We start from the raw sequence: 24269 nt of genomic DNA on the forward strand, positions 1-24269 counted from the left end.
ACCGTCTGAACCAGATGCCGGTCAGTTTACGCTGACCGGCATTTTTTTTGCTCCTGTGCCGCCAGCAGGTTCAGCGAGCTCACCAACTCCGCCAGGCTGGTGGCCTGCATCTTCTCCATCACTTTAGAACGGTGTACCTCTACGGTGCGTACGGCGACGAAGTAACGATCGGCGATGGCCTTGTTGGTCATACCGGCGGCAACGGCGCTGGCGATATCACGCTCGCGTGAGGTCAGCGTACTGAAACGCTGCTGCAACTGGTAGCGCTCCACTTGGCGTTGAGAATGGGCGATCCCGCGTTCCAACGCGGCGATCAGCGGTGCGGTAGCAATCGGCTTTTGCAGGAAATCCAACGCCCCCAATTTCATCTCTGCTACCGCCATAGCGATATCGCCATGACCGGTTACGATCACCACCGCCAGCGTACTTTCCCGCTCGCGTAGCCGCTGATGGATTTGCTGCCCATCGATCCCTGGCATGCGAATATCCAGCATCACGACGCCGCATTGGTAAGGGTCGACTTGGTCGATAAAGTTTTGGCTGTCGTTCCAGATCTTCACCCGATAGTCCAGCCCTTCGAGTAAAAAGCGGCTGGCGTCGGTGACCGCCAGATCGTCATCAACCAGATGTATCAGCGCCATGGCGTGTTTCCTTTTTGATCTCAGGGAAGAGCAGGGTAACGCGTAGCCCCTGCCGTTGTGGCGAAATCGAATAATTTTCCAGCGTCAGTTCCCCCTGCTGGCTCCTTAGCAGCCGCTGGCAGATCACCAGCCCCAGGCCAAGTCCTTCCGATTTAGTGCTGCGAAAAGGCACGAACGGCTGTGCTAACTGTTCGGCGCTGAGGCCGCCGCCATCGTCTTCCAGTATTAGCGTCTGCCGATCGCCATCGGTTTCCAGCCGCAGGGTGATCTGCTGGGAACCGGCCTGCAGGCTGTTGTTTAACAAGTTGGTTAGCACCTGCTCCAACAGCGTGGCCTGGCTATACAACTGGCTTTTCGGGGCGATGATGATGGCCAGCCGGCACTGAGGGTAATGCTGTTCGATGCGCATCAGCTTGATGACATTTTCCACCAGGGGGCGCAGCGTTAGCCATTGTGCGCTTTCATGGTGTGGCGTTTTGCTGACCCATTGGCGCAGATTGACGATGGTTTCTGCCCCTCGCTGCGCCTGTTGGCCAATCTGTTCGAGGATCGGCAACAGCTCGTGCTGCGGATCGCTGCGCTCAAGGCGAATACGGCAACCTTCGGCGTAGTGGCGAATAGCCGCCAGAGGCTGGTTAAGTTCGTGAGCGAAACCGGAAGCCATCTCACCCAGGGTGCTGAGGCGTTGCGCCCGGGCTAGCGCTGCTTCTCTGGCCCGCAGCGTCAGATGCATTTGTTCTAGCTCGCGCCCACGCAGGCGGACCAGGTGGCCGATCCACAGATGGTTAGCGCCAAGCAGTAACATGCCTCCGGCGATCGTGCCAAGCAGGAGCAGATGTTGCAATGCCCAACTGTGTATCTCTTGCCAGAGTGAACGCTGTGCAGGATGGCGATCCAGATCGCGCAGCAATTGATCTACCTGGCGGGATGAGGCGGGAGCGCCCCAGGCAGGGAGACCTGGGGTATCCACTTGCAACAACTGGCGGGTCAGCTCATCGACCAGGGGATCGGGCACGTGGTTCAAGGCGGCAAACGACCAGTTGGGATAAAGCACGCTGCTGGTCAGGCAGGGCTGTGTGCTGGGTTTGGCCAGCAGGGCACGGTAATCATCGGCTTTGAGTAATCCCTCTTTCTCCATCTCTTCCAACAGGCAAACCGGCACTATGGCCGCATCCAGCGCCCGATCGCGCAACAGATAAAGCAGGGCGTCCACGGGATAACCGCTGAAGTGCAGTTGCAGATCTTTTTCCGGATGTATGCCGGCGGCCAGCAGCTCCTTATAGCCCAGCAGATAGCCGCCAAACGCGTCAGGGGAGACCGCGCCCACTTTTTTACCAGTGAGCTGATTAGCCTCGGTCACAGGGCTATCGCGGCGTACCAATACCACGCTGCCTATCACGTTGTTTGAGGCGTTCTGCTGATTTTGGCTGGAGCGTAAGGAGACCAACCAGCGTAACGGGTAACTATTGTCCAACTGAATATACTGCGCCGGGTTGGTGAGCAGAAAATCGACCTGGCCGTTGCTGACGGCTTCCCCCATATCGGCCAGGTTCAGCGGCAACAGTTGAAAGCTTTCGTCTGGGAACTGACGATTGAGATGGTTAATTAACGGCTGCCATTGGGCCAGGGCATGTGTATCGCCGCGTAATGCCAGCACGGCGATGGTCCATTGCCCCGCCCAGGCCGGGCTTAACCAGCCGCATAGCAAGATCATCAGTACTGCTTTTTTCACATCATCTCCATTTTTATGATCTCGATCGCCAGCAAGAATTGTCCTGGATCAAGCCGCAGTAGGGAATGTGGTAAACCACAATATGGGCGGTCGTACGCCACTTTTACACTCCTTTGTATCAGCTCCCCGGTTGATACTTTTTGGGAGAAATCAATGGATAGTGGAAAACGGCAATTTTTACAACGCCTCGGTGTCCTGACTGCGGGGGCCGCGTTGGTACCGCTGGCGCACTCCGGCTGGCAGTTGCAACCCGAGCGGCGTGAAGGCGACGGCAAAAAGCGTATGGCGATGTTGATCGACCTGCGCCGCTGTATTGGCTGCCAGGCCTGCACGGTTAGCTGTGCGGTAGAGAATCAGCTGCCGCAGGGGCAGTTTCGCACCAGTGTACTGCAGTATCAGGTCGTCACGGATAGCCAGCGTATCCCCACCAACGTGCTGTTACCGCGCCTGTGCAATCATTGCGATAACCCGCCTTGCGTGCCGGTCTGCCCGGTACAGGCAACCTTCCAGCGTGAGGACGGCATTGTGGTAATCGATAACACCCGCTGTGTCGGCTGCGCCTACTGTGTGCAAGCCTGCCCCTATGAGGCGCGCTTTATCAACCATGAAACCCAAACCGCGGATAAATGCACCTTCTGCGTCCACCGCCTGGATGCCGGGCTGTTGCCTGCCTGCGTTGAATCCTGCGTCGGCGGTGCGCGCATGATCGGCGATCTTAACGATGAACGAGGTACTTTGAGGCGCACGCTGGAACAGCATCGAGGGGAGCTAAAGGTGCTCAAACCCGAGCAGGGGACGCACCCACAGGTGTTTTATCTGGGGCTGGATGAGGCTTTTGTCAGCCATGTCCGGGGACAACCGGCGCTGTGGCAGGAGGTACACTCATGATCCGCGAAGTGATGGCTCGCCCGCAGGAGATCGCCTGGTTGCCCTGGGCGGTACAGTATTTCTTTTTCATCGGTCTGGCATGTAGCAGCATTGCCATTGCGGCCTGGTTACGCTGGCGTTCAGCGTCTGAGGCATCTCGGCTGGAGCTGGCTGCCGTTTCGCTGGCGGTGGTGAGCGGCACCGTGGCCCCGTTGGCCCTGAGTGCGGATTTACATCAGCCCGCTCGAATCTGGCACTTCTATGCCCATTTCGCACCTTGGTCGTGGATGTCTCTTGGCTCGGTGTTTTTACCACTGTTTACCTTGCTGGTCGTGGCCTATTTCATTTTGCTGCTGCGTTGCCAACTGAGGGCAAAAGCCCTGCCGTTCTGGGCGCGTTGGTTACAGATTTGGCCCGCTTGGCAAGAAGAGAAATGGCTGCGTTGGGTGGCATTGGCCACGCTGCTTTCAGCAGTCAGCATCCTGCTCTATACCGGCCGGGAAGTGTCCGTGCTGCGTTCACAACCGCTGTGGTACAGCCTGTGGTTACCTTGGCTATTGCTGCTTACCGCTATGCAGGCCGTTCCGCCAATGCTGGCCTATTGGTTACGCCATGAACCGCAATGGCAATCGCGCTTGGCACGCTATCAAGGGCTCTCTCTGCTGTTGCTGTGCCTCTCCAGCCTAGGCTGGTGGTTGGACGGTAGTGACTCTGCCGCTGCGCTGCGTCAGTTACCTACTCAGGGGAGCGTTTGGTCATGGGTTGGCAGCGCATTTACCGTCTTGATCCTGCTATTGATGGTTTCGGCTTGGCGATCGCGTCATCGGGCGCTAGGGACGGCAGGTCTGTTTGCACAGTGCGTGGCAGCGTTGCTGCTCTGTTGGGGCGTGCGCTGGATGCTGCTGATGCAAACCCAGACGCTGCCCAAGTTCAATATATTGCTCAACCCCTATGTGTTACCGCTCGGCAGCGAGGGGCTATTGGCCATCCTCGGTACCTTCGGGCTGTGGCTGGCATTGATCATCGGGGTTCGTGAATTACAGCATGGGTTGATGGAGAAAAAACGCTATGGCTAAGTCAACGCGTCGTCAGTGGTTGAAAGGCGGGCTCGCTTTGGGTGGGCTGGCCGTGTTTGGTGCCAGCTACAGCGAAATGGTGCAAAAGGTGTTTACCGGCCTGCGTGACGGCAGCAGTGGAAAACTGACGCTGGACCGGATCAGCGCCAATGCGTTACCGCCAGAAGGCCGCCAACATCCCGAAGGCTGGCAGGCCAATCCGCAGCAGGCCGTTTCCATGACGCAATGTTTTGGCTGCTGGACGTTGTGCGGCCTGCGGGTGCGGGTCGATCGGGACAGCAATCAGATACTGCGCGTAGCGGGTAACCCTTATCATCCGCTATCGCACGATCACCATTTTCCCTATCGTTTGCCAGTGAGTGATGCACTCAACCGGCTAGGCGGTGATGCCGGTTTGGAACAGCGCTCAACCGCCTGCGCTCGCGGTGCAACCCTGCTGGAAGGGCTGACCAGCCCGTACCGGGTGCTGGAACCGATGAAGCGGGTTGGGCCGCGCGGTGGCGGGCAGTGGCAGCGCATCAGTTTTGAACAACTGATCAAGGAAGTGGTTGAAGGTGGCGATCTGTTTGGTGAAGGGCCAGTGGAGGGATTACGGGCCATCCGCGATCTGCAAACGCCACTCGATCCGGCACAGCCAACGCTTGGGCCGAAGGCTAACCAACTGCTGGTCACCAACGCAGGTGATGAGGGGCGGGATACCTTTATCAAACGTTTTGCGCAAAACGCCTTTGGCACGCGCAACTTCGGCCATCACGGCGCTTACTGTGGTCTAGCCTACCGGGCAGGTTCCGGAGCGCTGATGGGCGATCTGGACAAAAACGCTCATGTGAAACCCGACTGGGATCATCTGCGCTTTGCACTGTTTCTGGGGACGTCACCTGCACAGTCCGGTAACCCGTTCAAACGGCAGGGGCGTCAGTTAGCCAATGCCCGCTTGCGCGATGAGTTCCGCTACGTGGTGGTGGCCCCGGCATTGCCGTTAACCACCACGCTGGCCAACGATCACAACCGCTGGGTGCCGGTATTGCCGGGGACGGACTCCGCGCTGGCGATGGGCATGATCCGCTGGATTATCGACCAGGAGCGTTATAACGCCGATTATCTGGCGTTACCTGGCGAGGCGGCCATGCAGGCGGCCGGTGAAAAAAGTTGGTCGAATGCCACCCATCTGGTGGTGATCGATGACGATCATCCCCTGTGCGGCCAGTTCCTGCGTAAGTCACATCTGGTAGGTGGGGCTGGTGGTGATGAGGAAAGCCCTGCCTTAGTGTGGGACGCACAGCGAGACGAACCACAGCCCGCCACTGAGGCCATGCGTGGGCAACTGCTGGTTGAGCAGCAGGTTCAACTGGCCGATGGCTCACAGGTGCGAGTGCGATCCAGCTTCCGTTGTCTGCAACTGGCGGCGCAACGCTTTACGCTGGCCGAATACAGCGCGCAGTGTGGCGTTAGCGCTGAAACCATTGCGGCGTTGGCCAAGGAGTTTACTTCCTACCAGCGGCAGGCGGCAGTGATCTCCCATGGCGGCATGATGAGTGGCAACGGTTTCTACAGCAGTTGGGCGGTGATGATGCTCAATGCGCTGATCGGTAACCTTAATCTCAAGGGGGGCGTCTCGGTGGGCGGCGGCAAGTTCAAGGAGTTTGCCGAAGGGCCACGTTATAACCTCGCGACCTTCCCTGAGATGGTGAAGCCGAAAGGATTGGTGCTGTCGCGCAGTAAGCAGGCGTACGAAAAGTCAGACGAATATCGCCGCAAGGTAGAACAAGGCGTCAATCCTTATCCGGCGCGGGGGCCGTGGTATCCCTTTGTGGCTGGCCAGTTTACCGAGCAGTTGGCTCCGGCGCTGATGGGATACCCTTATCCGCTGAAAGCCTGGATCAATCATATGGGCAACCCGCTCTATGGTGTAGCTGGGTTGCGCGACGTGGTGGAGAGCAGGCTGAAGGATCCGCAGCATCTGCCGCTGTTTATTTCCGTCGACGCCTTTATTAACGAAACCAGCGCGTTGGCGGACTATATCGTGCCGGATACGCATAACTTTGAAAGCTGGGGATTTACCTCCCCTTGGTCTGGCGTAATGGTCAAGGCTAGTACCGCCCGTTGGCCAGTGGTGCCTGCGCGTACAGCCAAGACGGCGGATGGGCAGCCGATCGCGCTGGAGAGCTTTGTTATTGCGCTCTCGAAGGCCATGGGGTTGCCGGGCTTTGGCGACGGGGCGTTGCAGGATGCGCAAGGAAACCCTTGCGGGCTGCATTGTGCCGAAGATTACTACCTGCGCGCAGCGGCCAACGTGGCGTTTGCCGGTGAGCCAGTGCCTGAGGCGACGGAGAGCGAGCTGCGTCTGACCGGCGTCGATCGTCTGCAACCGGCGCTGAATCAGGTATTAAAACCGGATGAGCGGCTGCGGGTGGGCTATATGCTGGCGCGTGGTGGCCGTTTCGCGCCTCATGAGCAAGCATGGCAAGGGGAGGCGACCGGCCCACAGTGGAAACAGGGGCTGAATATCTGGAATGAAGAGGTGGCACGCCACCGCCATGCCATGACCGGGGAGCGTTATAGCGGCTGCCCAACCTATTATCCACCGCGTTTTGCCGACGGTTCCGACGTGGCGCAGCACTACCCGAGCGAGGCGTGGCCGTTCCGGCTGATGTCGTTCAAGTCGCACCTGATGAGCAGCTCAACTGCTCCTATCGAGCGTTTGCGGGCCGTGAAGGCGGTTAATCTGGTCGCGCTCAACCCGCTAGATGCCGAGCGCTATGGGCTACAACATGGCGACCGAGTCAGGTTGCAGACGCCGGGCGGCAGCGTGGAAGCGCAGATCAGCTTGCTCGACGGCGTCATGCCGGGCGTGATTGCCATTGAACACGGTTATGGGCATCGTGAAATGGGGGCTCGGGTTCATTCGCTGGATGGGCAGGCTTTGGCAGCGGATCCACGCATCGCCGCAGGGATCAACCTCAACGATCTGGGGCTGGCCGATCCGACTCGCGAAGTCGGCAATAGCTGGCTGGACTGGGTTAGCGGGGCGGCGGTACGGCAGGGATTACCGGCGAAGCTGCAGCGCTTGGGATAGCTGAGATACTTTAAAACGGGCGCAGCATGCGGCGCCCCAAGGTGGAATATGTGCGATCTCAAGTGACTGGTTTGTCAGCAATCTGATGCCCCACCCTGACACCGGGGTGGGGCATTCAGCGCATCAACGTTGAGCTATGGGCTCTACGCTATGCACACGGATATAGCCCAGTTGCGATGGCGTTACGCCACTCAGGCGCAGTTCAAAGATTTGCTCGGTTTTTGGCAGCAGCGAGCTGGCGCTCTGAATTTGCTGCGACTGTGCTTGCGCGGTCAGTGGCATACCGGTTGCGGCATCCAGCTGGCCCCACTCCAACGTAGCGGTAAAGCCTGGCAGATATTGGCCTGAGAGTGTGCGCACATACAGTATTGCCTGGCTGCCGTTGGCTTCGCTCTTCACATAGTTGAGCGACAGGCTAAGCTCACCCACGCTGCTTTGTAATTTGGCGGCATTATTGGCGGCTGGCAACAGGTAGACGCCGCTGGTTGAGCTTTGGTTAAGCCGATTTTGGCGCTCCAGGGCGGTAGCCTGCTCGGTCAACTCCCCCAGCACCTGTTTCAGCTCAACCACCTGGTTGGTGAGTTTCGGCACTTCGCGGTTCTGTGCGCAACCGGCCAGCAGGATCATGGCGGTGAGCAGACAAACCTGACGATAACGGATTGTCATAACGGCAATTTCCTCTTCAATAACACTGGCTCCCAGCTTAGCCCGATCGCTGGCCAAAGTCATGTCTACCACTAAGTATGGCTGCTTTATTGCGCAATCGTGGAAGCAATTCGCAACAAATGCCCGGCGGTCTTTGTTGTGGCGGGAGTTCGGGGTAAACTGTGCTCAACTATGTAAACGCTTATCAGGACGAGTTATGCATTGCCCTTTCTGCGCTGCCGTTGATACCAAAGTGATTGATTCCCGCCTGGTGGGTGATGGATCGCAGGTGCGCCGTCGTCGCCAATGTCTGGTCTGTAATGAACGTTTTACCACTTTTGAAGTGGCCGAGCTGGTGATGCCACGGGTGATCAAAAGTGATGAAGTTCGCGAACCGTTCAACGAAGATAAACTGCGCCGTGGCATGCTGAAAGCGCTGGAAAAGCGCCCGGTCAGCTCCGACGACGTAGAAAACGCCATCAACCACATCAAATCCCAGCTGCGCGCCACCGGCGAGCGTGAAGTGCCCACCAAAATGGTCGGCAACCTGGTGATGGATGCGTTGAAGAAGCTGGATAAGGTCGCATATATCCGCTTCGCTTCGGTATATCGCAGTTTTGAAGACATTCGCGAATTCGGCGAAGAGATCGCCAAACTGCAGGATTAACGGGATCCGCATGCAAAACGACGAATTCTATATGGCGCGCGCCTTTGAGCTGGCGCGTCTGGGGCGTTTCACCACCACGCCGAACCCGAATGTGGGCTGCGTGATCGTGCGCGATGGCAGCATCGTGGGTGAAGGTTTCCATTTGCGGGCCGGTGAGCCTCATGCAGAAGTGCACGCTTTGCGCATGGCGGGGGAAAAGGCGCGGGGGGCCACGGCCTATGTCACGCTGGAACCTTGTAGCCACCATGGTCGCACGCCACCTTGTGCAGATGCTTTGATCGCAGCGGGAGTCAGCCGCGTGGTCGCTGCCATGCAAGATCCCAACCCGCAGGTTGCCGGGCGTGGGCTATACAAGCTGCAACAGGCGGGCATTGAAGTGCGCCACGGCGTAATGCTGGCAGAGGCTGAAGCGGTCAATCTGGGGTTCCTCAAGCGTATGCGCACCGGGTTTCCCTATGTACAGCTCAAGCTGGGCGCTTCACTGGATGGCCGTACGGCGATGGCCTCTGGGGAAAGCCAATGGATCACCTCACCGCAGGCCCGCCGGGATGTACAGGAGTTGCGGGCGGCCAGTTCGGCGATCCTCAGCACCAGCGCGACCGTGTTGGCCGACGATCCCGCGCTGACGGTGCGCTGGGATGAGCTGAGCAGTGAAACCCAGCAGATTTACCCGCGTGACAACCTACGTCAGCCGCTGCGGATTATTCTAGACAGCCAGAACCGGGTTACGCCGCAGCACCGAGTCGTGCAGCAACCGGGGATGATCTGGTTGGCTCGCCAGCAGCCAGACGATCGGGTTTGGCCAGCAGGTGTGGAGCAATTATCTTACCCACTGCACGGCGGCGGTATTGATCTGGTGGTAATGATGATGCAACTGGCCAAGCGCCAGGTGAACAGCATCTGGGTCGAGGCGGGCGCGCAGCTTGCCGGTGCGCTGCTGCAGGCCGGGCTGGTGGATGAGCTCATTGTGTACATCGCGCCCAAATTATTGGGTGATAATGCCCGTGGGCTGTGCCAACTGCCGGGGTTGACGCAGTTGGCCGATGCGCCCGAGTTTGTCTTTAGCGAGGTACGCCAGATTGGCCCCGATCTGCGCCTGCGGTTAACTGCCAAATAGAGAATGTAACCTTTGCCTGCCGGTGCAGCCGCGTTTTACAAAAGCGCCGCGCAGGCGGGCAAAGAATATGATAGAATCCGCCCCCCTGCGGGGTATTGAACCCATTTTTAAGGAAAGCCCATGAAAGTTATCGAAGGTGTTGTTGCAACTCCAAATGCCCGTGTGGCGATCGCAATTGCACGTTTTAACAATTTCATCAACGACAGCCTGCTGCAAGGTGCCATTGATGCACTGAAGCGTATCGGCCAGGTTGCTGATGACAACATCACCGTTGTTTGGGTCCCAGGCGCTTACGAGCTGCCATTAACCGCACGCGTGCTGGCTAACACCGGTAAATATGATGCGGTGATTGCTCTGGGTACGGTGATCCGTGGGGGCACCGCGCACTTCGAATATGTGGCGGGCGAAGCCAGCTCCGGTCTGGGCCAAGTCTCTATGAATACCGAGATCCCGGTTGCCTTTGGCGTGCTGACCACCGAAAGCATCGAACAAGCGATCGAGCGTGCCGGCACCAAAGCGGGCAACAAAGGCGCAGAAGCCGCCCTGACCGCACTTGAAATGATTAATGTAATCAAAGCTATTAAAGCCTGAATTTAGTTTAAGGGGAATTCCGTGAAACCTGCTGCTCGTCGTCGCGCTCGTGAGTGCGCTGTTCAAGCGATTTACTCTTGGCAGTTGTCTAAAAATGACATTGCCGATGTTGAACACCAGTTCCTGACGGAGCAGGATGTCAAAGATGTTGACGTCGCCTATTTTCGTGAGCTGCTGTCCGGTGTGGCAGTCAACGCAGGTATGCTGGATGGCCTGATGGCCCCCTTCCTGTCGCGCCAGCTCGAAGAATTGGGCCAGGTGGAAAGAGCCGTACTGCGCATTGCGCTGTTCGAGCTGAAAATGCGTGAAGACGTCCCTTACAAAGTGGCCATCAACGAAGCGATCGAACTGGCGAAAACCTTCGGCGCGGAAGATAGCCACAAGTTTGTAAATGGCGTGCTGGATAAAGCAGCCCCCAGCATCCGTAGGAAAAAATAAAATATAAGGCCGGGAAACCGGCCTTACTTCTTTGGAAGACGAATTATGGCATGTGGCGAATTTGATCTCATTGCCCGCTATTTTGACCGGTTCAAAAGTGTGCGCCGCGACGTACAGCTCGGCATTGGCGATGACTGCGCACTGCTTACAGTGCCGGAAAAACAGCTTTTAGCCATCAGTACCGATACCCTGGTTTCGGGTATTCACTTCCTGGCGGATATCGATCCCGCCGATCTCGGCTATAAAGCCCTGGCGGTTAATCTGAGCGACCTGGCAGCAATGGGCGCCGATCCCGCGTGGCTTTCGCTGGCATTGACGTTGCCGGAAGTGAACGAAGAGTGGCTCAAGGCATTCAGCGATAGCCTGTTCGAACAGATGAATTACTACGGCATGCAGCTGATTGGCGGCGACACCACCCGTGGCCCGCTGAGCATGACGTTGACGATCCACGGCCATATCCCGGTCGGGCGGGCGCTAACCCGCAGCGGTGCACGTATTGGCGATTGGATTTACGTGACCGGTACGCTGGGTGACAGCGCCGCCGGGCTGGCAATCCTGCAGGATCGTTTGCAAGTGAGCGATCGGGCTGCTCAAGAATATCTGTTGGCTCGCCATCTGCGCCCGCATCCGCGTGTGCTGCAAGGCCAGGCGCTGCGTGATTTGGCCAGCTCGGCGATCGATATCTCCGACGGTCTGATTTCAGATCTGAGACACGTGCTGAACGCCTCTGAGTGCGGTGCCCGTATCGAGCTGGATGAGTTGCCGCTGTCGCAGACGCTGACCAGCAATACCGATGAAGATCAGGCGTTGCGCTGGGCGCTGACCGGCGGTGAAGATTATGAACTGTGCTTCACCGTGCCAGAGATCAATCGGGGTGCGCTGGAAGTGGCATTAAGCCATTTAGGTGCGGATTACACCTGTATTGGCCAGATCGGCCCGCAGTCTGAAGGGATGAAGTTCTACCGCGATCAGCAAGAGGTTGAACTGCCTTGGAGTGGTTACGATCACTTCGGGAGCGCTCAATAGTTATTAGTATTGCGGTATGAGTCTCTTTGGTCTCATACTGAGACTGTTAGTAAGAGATGGCTCTACTCCGGCCAGAGCTATTGGCCGAAACGTAAAAACCCGACCTCACCAGTCGGGTTTTTGCATTTTGGAGTACGCCTCAGTTGCTATTCAAAGCCGACCACATGATGCGGCACATATGCCGTTTCTAGCTCTGCAATCTCTTGCGATGTTAGTTCCAGATCAACGGCGGCTAAGGCATCGACCAAGTGTTCGCTGCGTGAGGCACCAATAATCGGCGCGGTAACCACTGGTTTACTCAATAGCCATGCCAGGGCGATTTGCGCTCGCGAAACGCCGCGCTCTTCAGCAATAGTGGCTACGCGCTCGGCAATCAGGGCATCAACCCCTTCGGTAGCGTCATACAAGGTTTTGCCATATAGGTCGCTGACCAGACGCGCTGTAGTTTCGCCCCAAGGGCGTGTCAGTCTGCCACGAGCCAGCGGGCTCCAGGGAAGTACGGCAATCCCTTCGGCGGCGCATAGCGGGTGCATTTCGCGCTCTTCTTCCCGTTGGATCAGGTTGTACTGATCCTGCATGCTGACAAAGCGTGTCCAGCCGTGCAAATCGGCGGTATACAGCGCCTTGGCAAACTGCCAGGCGTACATCGAAGAGGCCCCGATATAGCGTGCCTTACCAGCTTTTACTACGTCATGCAGGGCTTCCAGCGTTTCTTCGATCGGGGTTTCATAGTCCCAACGGTGGATTTGCAGTAAATCGACGTAGTCGGTACCCAAACGCCGCAGGCTGTCGTCGATCGACTGCATGATCTTGGGGCGTGACAGGCCGCGCTCCAGGTTGCTCATGGCGTTATAGGCTTTGGTGGCAATCACCACCTCGTCGCGGCGAGCAAAGTCGCGCAGTGCCCGGCCAACGATCTCCTCGCTGCTGCCATCGGAATAGTTGTTGGAGGTATCAAAGAAGTTGATGCCCGCATCCAGCGCCTGCTTGATCAACGGGCGGCTGCTTTCCTCCGGCAGCGTCCAGGCGTGGTTGCCACGTGAGGGCTCGCCATAAGTCATGCAACCCAAACAGATGCGGGAAATGTTGAGATCGGTGTTACCTAGCTTTAGATATTTCATGCCTCTCTCCTGTGTACCGTTCAAAAAATAACTGTAGCGGAAAATGATGCAGAAATGATGGGCGTGGCGTTGAAGAGTGGGATTGATAAGGGCGCCCAGTGCGGCGCCCCTAGCTAGGTTATGCCAACCAGGTTTCGATCTGTCGCTGAATACCGGCCGCATCCAGGCCCAGATCGCTGCGGATCTCTTCCTGGCCGCCCTGCGGGATAAAGTAATCCGGCAGGCCAATATTCAGTACGGGCACCACACGGCGTTTGGCCATCAGCAGTTCGTTAACCCCGCTGCCAGCACCGCCCATAATGGCGTTTTCTTCCAGCGTCACCAACACTTCGTGGCTGGCGGCCATTTCCAGCACCAGCTGTTCGTCCAGTGGTTTGACAAAGCGCATGTCCACCAGCGTAGCGTTCATCGCTTCGGCGACCTGAGCGGCCTCCGCCAACAGGGTACCAAAGTTGAGGATGGCAATCTTTTCCCCTTCGCGGCGCACTATGCCCTTACCGAGCGGCAGTGCAGCCAGAGGTTCCAGCGGTGCACCCGTACCGTTGCCCCGTGGGTAGCGTACCGCACTTGGGCCCGTATTATGGTGATAACCGGTGTACAGCATCTGGCGGCATTCGTTTTCATCGCTCGGCGTCATGATCACCATGTTCGGGATACAGCGCAGGAACGAAATATCAAAGGCGCCCTGGTGGGTCTGGCCATCTGCACCGACAATCCCGCCGCGATCGATGGCAAACATCACCGGCAACTGCTGGATCGCCACGTCGTGGATCACCTGATCGTAGGCGCGCTGCAGGAAGGTGGAGTAGATCGCCACCACCGGCTTGTAACCGCCGATCGCCAACCCGGCGGCGAAAGTCACCGCATGCTGCTCGGCGATCGCCACGTCGAAATACTGCTGCGGATAGTCGCGAGAGAATTGCACCATGCCGGAACCTTCGCGCATGGCTGGCGTGATCGCCATCAGTTGGCTGTCTTTGGCCGCCGTTTCACACAGCCATTCACCAAAGATCTTGGAATAGGTTGGCAGGCCGCCAGCGCTTTTTGGCAGAGTGCCGCTGGCCGGATCGAATTTTGGCACCGCGTGGAAGCTGATCGGATCCTTTTCTGCCGGAGCATAGCCACGGCCTTTCTTGGTCATGATATGCAGTAACTGCGGGCCTTTCAGGTCACGCATATTTTTTAGCGTAGCGGCCAATCCCTGCACGTCATGCCCGTCTACCGGGCCAATGTAGTTAAAGCCCAGCTCTTCAAACAGCGTGCCGGGGACTACCATGCCTTTGAGGTGTTCTTCGGTACGCTTGAGCAGTTCTTTGATCGGCGGTACGCCGGAGAGCACCTTCTTGCCGCCTTCGCGCAGCGTGGAGTAGAGCTTGCCAGACAGCAGCTGTGCCAGATGATTATTCAATGCTCCGACGTTTTCGGAGATCGACATTTCGTTGTCGTTCAGCACTACCAGCATATCCGGGGTGATATCACCCGCATGATTCATGGCTTCGAACGCCATGCCTGCGGTGATGGCACCGTCGCCAATTACGCAGACGGTGCGGCGGTTTTTGCCCTCACGCGCGGCGGCCACGGCCATGCCAAGACCTGCGCTGATCGAGGTTGAAGAGTGGCCAACGGACAACACGTCATATTCACTTTCGGCGCGCCACGGGAACGGGTGCAGGCCGTTTTTCTGGCGGATGGTCGAGATGCGGTCACGCCGTCCGGTCAGGATCTTGTGTGGGTAAGCCTGATGACCAACGTCCCAAACCAGGTGATCGAAAGGGGTGTTGTAGACGTAATGCAGTGCCACCGTCAGCTCGACGGTACCCAGCCCAGACGCAAAGTGGCCACTGGAACGGCTGACGCTGTCCAGCAGGTATTGCCGCAGTTCATCACACAACTTCGGCAGGCTTTCTTTTGGCAATGAGCGGAGCTCTTCAGGATTTTCCGCTAAGGCCAAGGTCGGGTATTTGGCTATATCAAGACTCATTCAGTACTCATATCAGAGGAGTTAATTGTCGCGTTCAATAATGAAGTTGGCCAATGCACGTAATGGTGCAGTGTTATAAGATTGTGTGGCCAACGAGTCTAATGAGGCCAAGGCTTCCTGATAGAGATCCCACGCTTTTAACTTGGCGCTGTCAAGCCCAAGTAGGGCCGGGTAGGTACTCTTGCCAAGCTGTTGGTCGGAGCCTTGGCGTTTACCGATTTTTTCGGTTTCGCCCACGACGTCAAGAATATCGTCCTGCACCTGAAACGCCAGGCCGATGGCCGCCGCGTAACGGTCAAGTTCAGGGAGTGCAGCACGGCCCGGCTCACCGGCGGCCAATGCCCCCAAGCGAACCGCAGCACGGATCAGCGCGCCGGTTTTATGGCGGTGGATCTGTTCTAGTGCCTGTAGATCGATCTGCTTACCTTCGGCTTCCAGATCCAGCGACTGGCCACCGCACATACCGGCAACGCCGCTGGCTTTGGCCAGTTCGGAAATCATCGCCAGCCGATCGCGCAGTGCCACATCGGGCATGTCGGCGTCAGCCAGGATCGAGAAAGCCAGCGTTTGCAGGGCGTCGCCCGCCAGAATCGCGTTAGCTTCCCCAAATTTGATATGGCAGGTTGGTTGCCCACGGCGCAGATCGTCGTCATCCATCGCTGGCAGGTCGTCATGGATCAGCGAATAGGCATGGATGCACTCCACCGCCGCCGCTGGGGCATCCAGATTCTCCAGGCTCAGGCCAAACATTTGCCCGGTGGCGTAGACCAGGAAAGGCCGTAGCCGTTTACCGCCCAGCAAGGCGCCGTGACGCATCGCCTCAACCATTTTGCCATCATTGAACGGCAGCGGAGCGATATAGCCAAGCAGTGCGCGATCGCTGCGCTGATGGAAGGCCTGTAACTGATCGTGGAACTCAGACATCGTAATTACTCAGCGTCCGGGGTAAAAGGGGTCAGTGCGGCATCGTCGTTCTGGTCGTTGAGCAGGATCTGTACGCGCTGCTCCGCCTGTTGCAGCTTTTGTTGGCCCTGACGAGCCAATTGGACGCCACGTTCAAACTCGTTGAGCGCATCTTCCAGCGGCAACTCGCCGGATTCCAAACGGGTTACGATACTCTCGAGTTCGCTCAGAGAATTCTCAAAGCTGATGCTTTGCTCTTTACTGTCTGATTGTGCAGGTTTTTTCGCCATAGTTTTCTTTTTACATCATCATGTGAACAGTGGGGCCCGAGCCTATCCTAGCGGATCTTGATTAGCAAATCATGGCACGTCTATGTGGTTTTGTGCACGGCACGCGTGCAGATAGTGATATACTTCGCGCCCAGATAAGATTGATAAAAGCTCGGCCAGCCCGCGATTTTATCAATCTTATCGCCATTGTATACCTAATAGCCTTGCAGTGGCAGCTAACCGCCGCCGCTGAACCCCATAGGGCAGAGGTATTGCCTCATTTTCATCAGACTATAAAGACCGCCATGAAGTTTATCATTAAATTGTTCCCGGAAATCACCATCAAGAGTCAATCTGTGCGCTTGCGCTTCATTAAGATCCTGACTACCAACATCCGTAACGTCCTGAAGCAGTATGATGAAACTCTGGCGGTTGTCCGTCACTGGGATTTTATCGAGGTGCGTGCCAAAGATGAAGATCAGCGTCCGGTGATTGCCGATGCCCTGACGCGTATTCCCGGCATTCACCATATCCTGGAAGTGGAAGATCGCGCCTATACCGATGTCCACCACATCTTTGAGCAGACGCTGGAAACCTACCGCGAGCAACTGGAAGGCAAGACCTTCTGCGTGCGGGTGAAACGCCGTGGCAAGCATGAGTTCAGCTCGCAGGATGTAGAGCGCTACGTTGGCGGCGGTTTGAACCAGCATATTGAAAGCGCGCGCGTCAAACTTTCTCATCCTCAGGTCACGGTGAACCTGGAGATCGATGACGATAAGCTGATGCTGGTCAAGGCGCGCCGCGAAGGTATTGGCGGCTACCCGATCGGCACCCAGGAAGATGTGCTGTCACTGATTTCCGGCGGTTTTGACTCTGGTGTTTCCAGCTATATGCTGATGCGCCGTGGCTGTCGCGTACATTATTGCTTCTTTAATCTGGGTGGCGCGGCGCACGAAATTGGCGTCAAGCAGGTTGCCTACTATCTGTGGAACCGCTTCGGCAGCTCGCACAAGGTGCGCTTTGTGGCGATCGATTTCGAACCGGTGGTCGGTGAGATCCTGGAAAAGGTCGATGACGGCCAGATGGGCGTGGTGCTCAAACGCATGATGGTGCGTGCCGCTTCCCAGGTTGCTGAACGTTATGGCGTCCAGGCTTTGGTGACCGGCGAAGCGCTGGGCCAGGTTTCCAGTCAGACCCTGACCAACCTGCGCCTGATCGATAACGCCTCCGATACCCTGATCCTGCGCCCGCTGATCTCACATGATAAAGAGCACATCATCAACGTGGCGCGTGAAATCGGCACCGAAGACTTCGCCAAGACCATGCCGGAGTATTGTGGTGTGATCTCAAAAAGCCCGACGGTCAAGGCAATCAAAACCAGGATTGAAGAGGAAGAAGGGCACTTTGACTTCGAAATCCTCGATCGCGTGGTGCGCGAAGCACGTAACGTCGATATCCGCACTATCGCAGAAGAAACCAGTCAGCAGGTTGCCGAAGTAGAAACCGTGGCTGAATTCAGCGCTGACGAAGTGATCCTGGATATCCGTTCGGTGGACGAGCAGGAAGAGAAGCCGCTGCAACTGGCGCAGGTGGAAGTCAAACTGCTGCCGTTCTACAAGTTAGGCACGCAGTTTGCCGATCTCGATCAGAGCAAAACCTATCTGCTGTACTGTGAGCGCGGCGTGATGAGCCGTTTGCAAGCGCTGTACCTGCTGGAGCAGGGCTACGCTAACGTTAAAGTCTACCGCCCGTAATCTGCGTTGCAGGGTAGCAATGCCGTTTCTCTGGTGTTGCTATCCTTAACCACTTCCCCTGTTTGATCCTCTTTTTTTCTCTTTCCCCTCGAATAACTTTGACATAGTGGCTTACTTTGGTTTATCTATTGTTACGTTATAACATATCTTTTTATTGATTGGGAAAGGAGCAGGTTAATGCAGTTAAAAAAGTTGGTGGCGATACTGCCTTTTTGGTTTGTCAGCTATTCACAGGCTCATTCATTATGGGTTAATGCGCTACCTGCTGCGGGCGGGCAGAGCACGATAGAGCTCGGTTATGGAGATGAGTTCCCTTCCGCAGAAGCGATCCCTGAAGATCGCCTGCACATTTTCGCACCGGCACAGCTGATCGGGAAGGATGGGGATCTGATGCTGAAGCCTGGTAAAGAGAATTACCAGTTCGTGACGGAAAAACCGTTAGCCAAGGGCAGCTATGCCGCTATCGCTATCTATAAACCCACCTATTGGTCGAAAAATAAAGCGGGATGGCAACAGCAGAGCAGGACGGAAATGCCAGATGCGCTGTACTGCGAGCGGGCTTCCATGTTTGGCAAAACCATTGTGAACATCGATGGGGCGACAGAGACCGCAGTCATCAGCCAGCCGCAGGGGTTGCAGTTGGAAATTATCCCGTTAGCCAACCCGGCCACCATCAAGCCAGGGCAGCCGTTGCCAATACAGGTATTGTATGACGGGAAACCGCTAAAGAATGCCGATGTGACGGCGACGTTTGCCGGTTTTGGCGACCAACACGAGCACCACGGGCATACTCATAGTCATGCCAAAGCTTTTTTGAATCAGACCGACGGCAAGGGCAAAGTCAATGTTTACCCGCTGAAGGCGGGATATTGGGTAGTCGAAACCGAACATAAACTGCCTTATGTGGATAAGGCGAAATGTGATGAATCCGTGTTGCTTTCAACGCTGACCTTTACCATCAACGAATAAGCCATTGGCTTGGCAGGCCAACCGGCCTGCCGATATTGCTTCAATCGCGGAAGTCGTACATGCCGGGGATCAGTACCAGCTGCGCCGCTATCTCAGCCGCTTTGGCCTTACCCAACAGCAAATCGATCAGTTTCAGGGCAAACTCCATCGAGGTGCCTGGCCCTTGACTGGTGAGCAGGTTGACGCGTGGGTCGAACACGACGCGTCTTTCCATCCACTGGCCTTCCGGGATCTGCTCTTTCAGGCCGGGGAAGCCGGTCATATTGCCGATCGGGAACAGTTGGTGATGCTGCAATACCAAGGCCGGTGCCGCACAGATGGCGGCGACAATATTGCCTTGCAGATGCATCTGGCGGACTTTTTCCACCAGTAACGGGCTATCGCGAAAACACTCTGCACCCTTGATACCGCCAGGTAAGACGATGGCGTCAAAGTGGTCGTCAACAATTGCCACTAAGGGGGCGTCTGCCAGCAGCTTCACGCCGCGTGAGCAGACGATGGTCAGGCCACCGTCACTGGCAACGCTGGCGGTCGTTACTTTGACACCGGCACGAACCAGCAGGTCGATGGTGGTTACGGCCTCGGTTTCTTCACTACCAGGTGCCAGGCAGACCAATACCGATGCGCTCATAGCTATTTTCCTTGCGTTTAATGATTTCAAACAGCCGGGTATTTTCTGGCAGGGGAATGCCGTGACTGCGTCCGCGACGCAGCAAATAACCGGTAATGTAGTCGATCTCGGTGTGCCGCTGAGAACGGATATCCTGCAGCATCGAGGAGGTGTTATCCGCCGTTGACTGGATCACTTGCATCACATAGAACACCAGGCTTTCGCACGAGGTGTGGTGACCTTCCATCTCCATCACGCTAGCCACTTCACGGCAGATAAGCTCTATCTGCTCAGGGTAGCGTTGTAGATCGCCGTTACGGCAGTCATACAGTACGGTTAGCGGGTTGATGACGCAGTTGACCGCCAGCTTGCGCCAACTGGCCGAAGCAATATTGTTATGCCAGGCAACGTCTGGCAGGGCCTGATGCAGAATTTCTGCCAGATGGCTGAGATGGGTCGCTTGCTGGGTCGTTGGGCCGATATGGGTGGTGCCGTTGGCGACGTGCACAATAGTGTTACCATCGTGGCGTGCGGCATGGGTGGTGATGCCCTGTAGCACAGGCTGGCTATGCGGTGGCAACTCCTCTTGAGTCCCTATGCCGTTATGCAGCAGCAAAATGGCACAGCGAGGGTTTAATTTTGGCAGCAATGCCGTCACCGCGCTGGAAACCTGCCAGGCTTTCAGCGTGACCAGCAGCAACTCACTTTGCCGCAGGTGTTCGGGATCGTTGGTGGGCAAATTACGGTTAAACGATGTGCCGTCGGGTTCAATGACGTTGACCGCACAAAATGGCTGGGGCACCCGTAACCATCCTTGTACATCGTGGCCCTGCTGATAGAGTTTGGCTAGCCACAGTTGTCCGAGCGCGCCGCAACCAAGAATGGTTATTTTCATTTCATCTCCCTGGTTTTCGGAAAGACCACTGATGCATCCTTTTGATTATAGGCTTTTCTGTTGTTGAACGTCTTGTTCAGGCGTATATCTGAATTTTGCCTGAAACCGCAAAGCGGGTATCATGCACGGCAACGAAATCATACAGCACCCATTCAGGAGGAAGAGAAGTATGCCATCTTTCGACATCGTTTCCGAAATTGATATGCAGGAAGTTCGCAACGCCGTTGATAACGCTACCCGCGATCTCAGCACCCGTTGGGATTTCCGTAACGTACCGGCCAGCTTTGAGCTGAACGAGAAAGACGAAAGCATTAAGGTCGCCAGCGAGTCTGACTTCCAGGTGCAGCAACTGCTGGATATCCTGCGCGAAAAACTGATGAAACGCAGCATTGAAGGCGGCGCGCTGGAAATCCCGGAAGAGCTGACCCACAGTGGCAAAACCTACAGCGTGGATGCCAAGCTCAAGCAGGGGATCGAAAGCTCAATGGCGAAGAAGATCGTCAAGCTGATCAAAGACAGCAAGCTGAAGGTACAGGCGCAGATCCAGGGTGATGAAATCCGCGTTACCGGTAAGGCGCGCGACGATCTGCAAAGCGTGATGGCGCTGATCCGTGGTGCCGATCTGGGGCAGCCGTTCCAGTTTAAAAACTTCCGCGATTAAGTTGTGCCGGTCTGGGGGATAGCCCCTCACCCTAACCCTCTCCCACAGGGAGAGGGGACCGATCGTGCTACAACTTTACGTCTGTTCCAGTCTGCAATCCCGCGTCAAATATTCAACTGAGCATGCCACAGACAGAGTGTTGTGCCTGACTATAATGCCGTACCAGCCCCTTATCCTTTTTGGGGAAGGGACCGATCGTGCTACAACTTTACGTCTGTTCCAGTCTGCAATCCCGCGTCAAATATTCAACTGAGCATGCTACAGACAGAGTGTTGTGCCTGACTATAAAGCCGTACCAGCCCCTTATCCTTTTTGGGGAAGGGACCGATCGTGCTACAACTTTACGTCTGTTCCAGTCTGCAATCCCGCGTCAAATATTCAACTGAACATGCTACAGACAGAGTGTTGTGCCTGACTATAATGCCGTACCAGCTCCCTCGCATTTTTGGGGACCGACCGTGCCAAGAATTAACTCCCGCACCTGACTTCAACACTTAATACGTCTTGTCCCCGTACGCAGTGTGACAGATTAACTCCTGTACTTAAATGCAGCTCCGTACGGCTCCCTCTCCCTGTGGGAGAGGGTTGGGGTGAGGGGGAACAACAGACGATCAAGCCAAAGTAGATGGGCATCCTTAAAGCGCTGCGATCAGGGCTTCCAACTGACCGCGATTGGTCTGTTTGGTATCTACCTTCACGTAAGCGCTGCGCTCCTCGGGAACCACAACCGCTTCTGCTACGCCCGGCTGAGCCAGCAAGCGGCTTTGTAACGCCGAATCTTTTACCGCCAGTTCAGACAACGTGATACGCAGGCTGCTGACGTAAGGCGGCTCTTTCATGGTGCTGCTGACCACAAACCAGACGGCGGCAAGTACCGCACCGGCGATAAACACCAACCCTGCTCCCTGAAAACCATATAACCAGCCGCCCACGCTGCCGCCGATGGCCACGCCAATAAACTGGCTGGTGGAGTAAACCCCCATCGCTGTGCCTTTATAACCCGCAGGGGACTCTTTGCTGATTAACGAAGGCAGAATGGCCTCCATGACGTTAAACGCCATAAAGAACAGTTGCACCCCGGCAATGATGCCCCAAAGGTGCTGGCCAGAAAACCACAGCACTACCTCGGCGCAAAACAGCACTGCCACGCAGCCCATAAAGACCTGCTTCATACGGCGGTATTTCTCCGCATAAATGATAAACGGCACTACGGCAATGAAGGAAACCAGCATGGTGACCAGATAGACTTTCCAGTGGTCCGCAGCGGCCAGCCCGGCTTTTTCCATCGCCAACGGTAGGGCGACAAAGCTGGACATCAGCAGGATATGCAGGCACAGGATGCCAAAGTTGAGTTTCAACAGCCGCGAATTGTTCAGCACCTTGCTGAAACTGCCCCGTACGATACTCGATTCCCGGTTCAGCACGTGTTCGTCGGCAGAAGGGACGACCAGCAAGGTAATAGCGATACCGGCTAGTGACAGCACGGCAATCATCCAGAACAGCGCATGCAAACCGAAAGCATGGGTCACTATCGGGCCTACCACCATGGCGATAGCAAAGGTGATACCGAAGCTGATGCCGATAAACGCCATCGCCTTGGTACGGTTCTGTTCGCGGGTCAAATCCGACAGCAGCGCCATCACCGCAGCAGCTATCGCCCCGGAGCCCTGCAATGCTCGGCCAAGAATGATGCCCCAAATGGAGTCGCTTAAGGCCGCGATAACGCTGCCAAGGGCGAAGATCAACAGCCCGCCGACGATCAGTGGTTTACGGCCAACGCGGTCGGAAATCAGGCCGAAGGGGATCTGAAATACCGCCTGCGCTAGGCCATAAATACCGATAGCCAGGCCGATCAGTGCCTCACTGGCACCGTGCAGCGCCATCCCATAGGTGGTCAGTACCGGTAACACCATAAACATGCCAAGCATGCGCAGAGAGAACACGGTTCCCAAGCCCCAGGTCGCGCGGCGTTCTTGGGGCGTCATAATATTGTCGTTCATCTAAACCTCAGTTAACCCGTCGCCTTTCAAGTTGCAGCGTTGTTACCTGCACTTGCTCACCCCAGTCACTTACAAAAGTAAGCTCCTGGGGATGAGCAAGCTTGTCGCCTAGCTGCAACTTGAAATTCATAGGGTATCGAACCTATTCCAACGGGTTAAGTAGGGGGGACTTAGCCAGTTGGAATAGCCTCGGCAAAGTTGCGTCATTCTAGTGCGTAGGGCAGGGGGGGTAAATCGAATGTTGTTTAACAGATATTACAGTTGGCGTGCTTTTCTCCGAAACAAATAAAATGGGCCGCTAAGCGGCCCATTCGCAGACATCCGCTGTTTACCAAGCGTAGGTTAACAGGGTTTCTGGTGTAGCACTGGCACTGAAATCGATCGACATCATTACGCTAAGTGAAGTAATGGCCACGATTGAGAACACAAACAGTTTGCGCGCCCAGACGCTGTCATTTTCCGCTTTGTAACCGCGTAACGCCATGCCTAGCCACCACACGCTCACCGCCGCTGCGACGATCAGGTATTTGTAGCCAGCATAACCGCCCAGGGTCAGCATCAGCGTGGCGATCATAAACGCCAGGATGTAGAGCGTGATGTGGTTTTTGGCAACAGAGATGCCTTTCACCACCGGCAGTACCGGGATATTGGCTGCCTGGTAATCTTTAAAGCGGAAGATGGCAATCGCATAGGAATGCGGCATCTGCCACAGGCTGAAGATAGCCAGCAGGATCAATGCACCAGCATCAAACTCGTTGGTGACCGCGCAGTAGCCAATCACCGGCGGCGCGGCCCCAGACAGGCTGCCGATCAGCGTGCCGTATACCGAGTGGCGTTTCATGTACAGGCTGTAAACGCCGACATAAACCACAAAGCCCATCACCGCCAGCCACATGGCCAGCGGGTTGGCCGCGATATACAGCAGTGCAAAACCAGCAATACCCAGCAAGGTAGCGTAAACCAGGCTCACACTCGGCGCGATCAGGCCTTTTACCAGCACCCGGTTCTTCGTTCTCTCCATTTTCTTGTCGATGTCGCGGTCAATGTAGTTGTTAAATACACAGCCCGAGGCAACCACCAACGAGACCCCTAACAGGGTGGCGAGAAACAGGGGATAGTCGATGCTCCCTTTGGAAGCGAGCAGGAATCCCCCGACGACAGAAATTAAATTACCGAAAATAATTCCTGGTTTAGTTACTTGCAGGTATTGCTTAATCATCACGTCCAGCT

Annotated in this window: 22 protein-coding genes; 11 read left to right on the forward strand and 11 right to left on the reverse strand. The window is 56.2% G+C overall.

All coding sequences use genetic code 11. The features are described 5' to 3' along the window. Positions 1-26: 26 nt before the first annotated feature. Together ttrR and ttrS are read right to left on the reverse strand one after the other, a co-directional pair. Complete coding sequence (ttrR, locus tag WN53_RS14150) at positions 27-641, reverse strand: tetrathionate respiration response regulator TtrR (protein WP_024483921.1); 615 nt, start codon at positions 639-641, stop codon at positions 27-29. Further along, complete coding sequence (gene ttrS / locus WN53_RS14155; RefSeq protein WP_046808469.1) at positions 619-2355, reverse strand: tetrathionate respiration histidine kinase TtrS; 1737 nt, start codon at positions 2353-2355, stop codon at positions 619-621. Before ttrS ends, ttrR begins: the two co-directional genes overlap by 23 nt. A 171-nt stretch (positions 2356-2526) precedes the next feature. Between ttrS and ttrB the strand changes: the two genes are divergently transcribed. The 3 genes from ttrB to ttrA are packed head-to-tail and all read left to right on the forward strand — an operon-like array spanning position 2527 to position 7392. Next, entirely contained in the window at positions 2527-3261 is a 735-nt protein-coding gene (ttrB, locus tag WN53_RS14160) for a tetrathionate reductase subunit TtrB (RefSeq protein WP_024483923.1), read from the forward strand. Beyond that, complete coding sequence (gene ttrC / locus WN53_RS14165) at positions 3258-4316, forward strand: tetrathionate reductase subunit TtrC (protein WP_037411662.1); 1059 nt, start codon at positions 3258-3260, stop codon at positions 4314-4316. The genes ttrB and ttrC overlap by 4 nt, the downstream gene beginning before the upstream one ends. Then, positions 4309-7392 (forward strand): tetrathionate reductase subunit TtrA, encoded by a 3084-nt coding sequence (gene ttrA / locus WN53_RS14170; protein ID WP_024483925.1) that lies wholly within the window; start codon positions 4309-4311, stop codon positions 7390-7392. Before ttrC ends, ttrA begins: the two co-directional genes overlap by 8 nt. Before the next feature lie 123 nt (positions 7393-7515). Here the strand turns inward: ttrA and WN53_RS14175 are convergent, their stop codons facing one another. After that, a complete protein-coding gene (locus WN53_RS14175) occupies positions 7516-8058 on the reverse strand; it encodes a SadB/YajI family lipoprotein (protein WP_024483926.1) in 543 nt (180 codons plus the stop codon). Positions 8059-8254: 196 nt separating this feature from the next. On the opposite strand from WN53_RS14175, the gene nrdR reads away from it, so the two are divergent. The 5 genes from nrdR to thiL all read left to right on the forward strand — a co-directional run bounded on the left by nrdR (position 8255) and on the right by thiL (position 11876). Then, positions 8255-8704 carry a transcriptional regulator NrdR gene (nrdR, locus tag WN53_RS14180; RefSeq protein WP_021180191.1) on the forward strand — a complete coding sequence of 150 codons (450 nt, stop codon included), beginning with the start codon at positions 8255-8257 and terminating at the stop codon, positions 8702-8704. Positions 8705-8714: 10 nt separating this feature from the next. Further along, on the forward strand, positions 8715-9821 hold the full coding sequence (ribD, locus tag WN53_RS14185; RefSeq protein WP_024483927.1) for a bifunctional diaminohydroxyphosphoribosylaminopyrimidine deaminase/5-amino-6-(5-phosphoribosylamino)uracil reductase RibD: 1107 nt from the start codon (positions 8715-8717) through the stop codon (positions 9819-9821). 120 nt (positions 9822-9941) lie between these two features. Then, the gene (gene ribH / locus WN53_RS14190; RefSeq protein ID WP_021805495.1) at positions 9942-10412 is read left to right on the forward strand and encodes a 6,7-dimethyl-8-ribityllumazine synthase; all 471 of its coding nucleotides are present in this window, start codon (positions 9942-9944) and stop codon (positions 10410-10412) included. A gap of 21 nt (positions 10413-10433) precedes the next feature. Next, a complete protein-coding gene (gene nusB, locus WN53_RS14195) occupies positions 10434-10850 on the forward strand; it encodes a transcription antitermination factor NusB (protein ID WP_021180188.1) in 417 nt (138 codons plus the stop codon). Between the two features lie 45 nt (positions 10851-10895). After that, complete coding sequence (gene thiL, locus WN53_RS14200; RefSeq protein WP_024483928.1) at positions 10896-11876, forward strand: thiamine-phosphate kinase; 981 nt, start codon at positions 10896-10898, stop codon at positions 11874-11876. A gap of 146 nt (positions 11877-12022) precedes the next feature. On the opposite strand, the gene WN53_RS14205 is transcribed toward thiL, so the two are convergent. The 4 genes from WN53_RS14205 to xseB all read right to left on the reverse strand — a co-directional run bounded on the left by WN53_RS14205 (position 12023) and on the right by xseB (position 16171). After that, the gene (locus WN53_RS14205; protein ID WP_024483929.1) at positions 12023-12997 is read right to left on the reverse strand and encodes an aldo/keto reductase; all 975 of its coding nucleotides are present in this window, start codon (positions 12995-12997) and stop codon (positions 12023-12025) included. A 118-nt stretch (positions 12998-13115) separates the two neighbouring features. Next, the gene (gene dxs / locus WN53_RS14210) at positions 13116-14978 is read right to left on the reverse strand and encodes a 1-deoxy-D-xylulose-5-phosphate synthase (protein ID WP_024483930.1); all 1863 of its coding nucleotides are present in this window, start codon (positions 14976-14978) and stop codon (positions 13116-13118) included. Between the two features lie 21 nt (positions 14979-14999). Continuing rightward, entirely contained in the window at positions 15000-15902 is a 903-nt protein-coding gene (gene ispA / locus WN53_RS14215; RefSeq protein ID WP_024483931.1) for a (2E,6E)-farnesyl diphosphate synthase, read from the reverse strand. Positions 15903-15907: 5 nt separating this feature from the next. After that, entirely contained in the window at positions 15908-16171 is a 264-nt protein-coding gene (gene xseB, locus WN53_RS14220; RefSeq protein WP_024483932.1) for an exodeoxyribonuclease VII small subunit, read from the reverse strand. A gap of 284 nt (positions 16172-16455) precedes the next feature. Between xseB and thiI the strand changes: the two genes are divergently transcribed. Both thiI and WN53_RS14230 read left to right on the forward strand, forming a co-directional pair. Beyond that, entirely contained in the window at positions 16456-17904 is a 1449-nt protein-coding gene (gene thiI, locus WN53_RS14225) for a tRNA uracil 4-sulfurtransferase ThiI (protein ID WP_024483933.1), read from the forward strand. Positions 17905-18081: 177 nt separating this feature from the next. Next, entirely contained in the window at positions 18082-18873 is a 792-nt protein-coding gene (locus tag WN53_RS14230; RefSeq protein ID WP_024483934.1) for a DUF4198 domain-containing protein, read from the forward strand. A 40-nt stretch (positions 18874-18913) separates the two neighbouring features. Here WN53_RS14230 and yajL read toward each other — a convergent pair whose 3' ends face one another. Beyond that, positions 18914-19504, reverse strand: coding sequence for a protein deglycase YajL (gene yajL / locus WN53_RS14235; protein ID WP_024483935.1), 591 nt, complete (start codon positions 19502-19504; stop codon positions 18914-18916). After that, positions 19467-20378 (reverse strand): 2-dehydropantoate 2-reductase, encoded by a 912-nt coding sequence (panE, locus tag WN53_RS14240; protein ID WP_024483936.1) that lies wholly within the window; start codon positions 20376-20378, stop codon positions 19467-19469. Before panE ends, yajL begins: the two co-directional genes overlap by 38 nt. A 169-nt stretch (positions 20379-20547) precedes the next feature. On the opposite strand from panE, the gene WN53_RS14245 reads away from it, so the two are divergent. Beyond that, complete coding sequence (locus WN53_RS14245) at positions 20548-21039, forward strand: YajQ family cyclic di-GMP-binding protein (RefSeq protein WP_024483937.1); 492 nt, start codon at positions 20548-20550, stop codon at positions 21037-21039. Positions 21040-21674: 635 nt separating this feature from the next. Here the strand turns inward: WN53_RS14245 and WN53_RS14250 are convergent. Next, positions 21675-23039 (reverse strand): MFS transporter, encoded by a 1365-nt coding sequence (locus WN53_RS14250; protein ID WP_024483938.1) that lies wholly within the window; start codon positions 23037-23039, stop codon positions 21675-21677. Positions 23040-23367: 328 nt separating this feature from the next. Next, positions 23368-24258 (reverse strand): heme o synthase, encoded by an 891-nt coding sequence (gene cyoE / locus WN53_RS14255; protein WP_021180177.1) that lies wholly within the window; start codon positions 24256-24258, stop codon positions 23368-23370. Positions 24259-24269 lie beyond the last annotated feature (11 nt).

The organism is Serratia fonticola, from assembly GCF_001006005.1.
Lineage (GTDB): Bacteria > Pseudomonadota > Gammaproteobacteria > Enterobacterales > Enterobacteriaceae > Chania > Chania fonticola.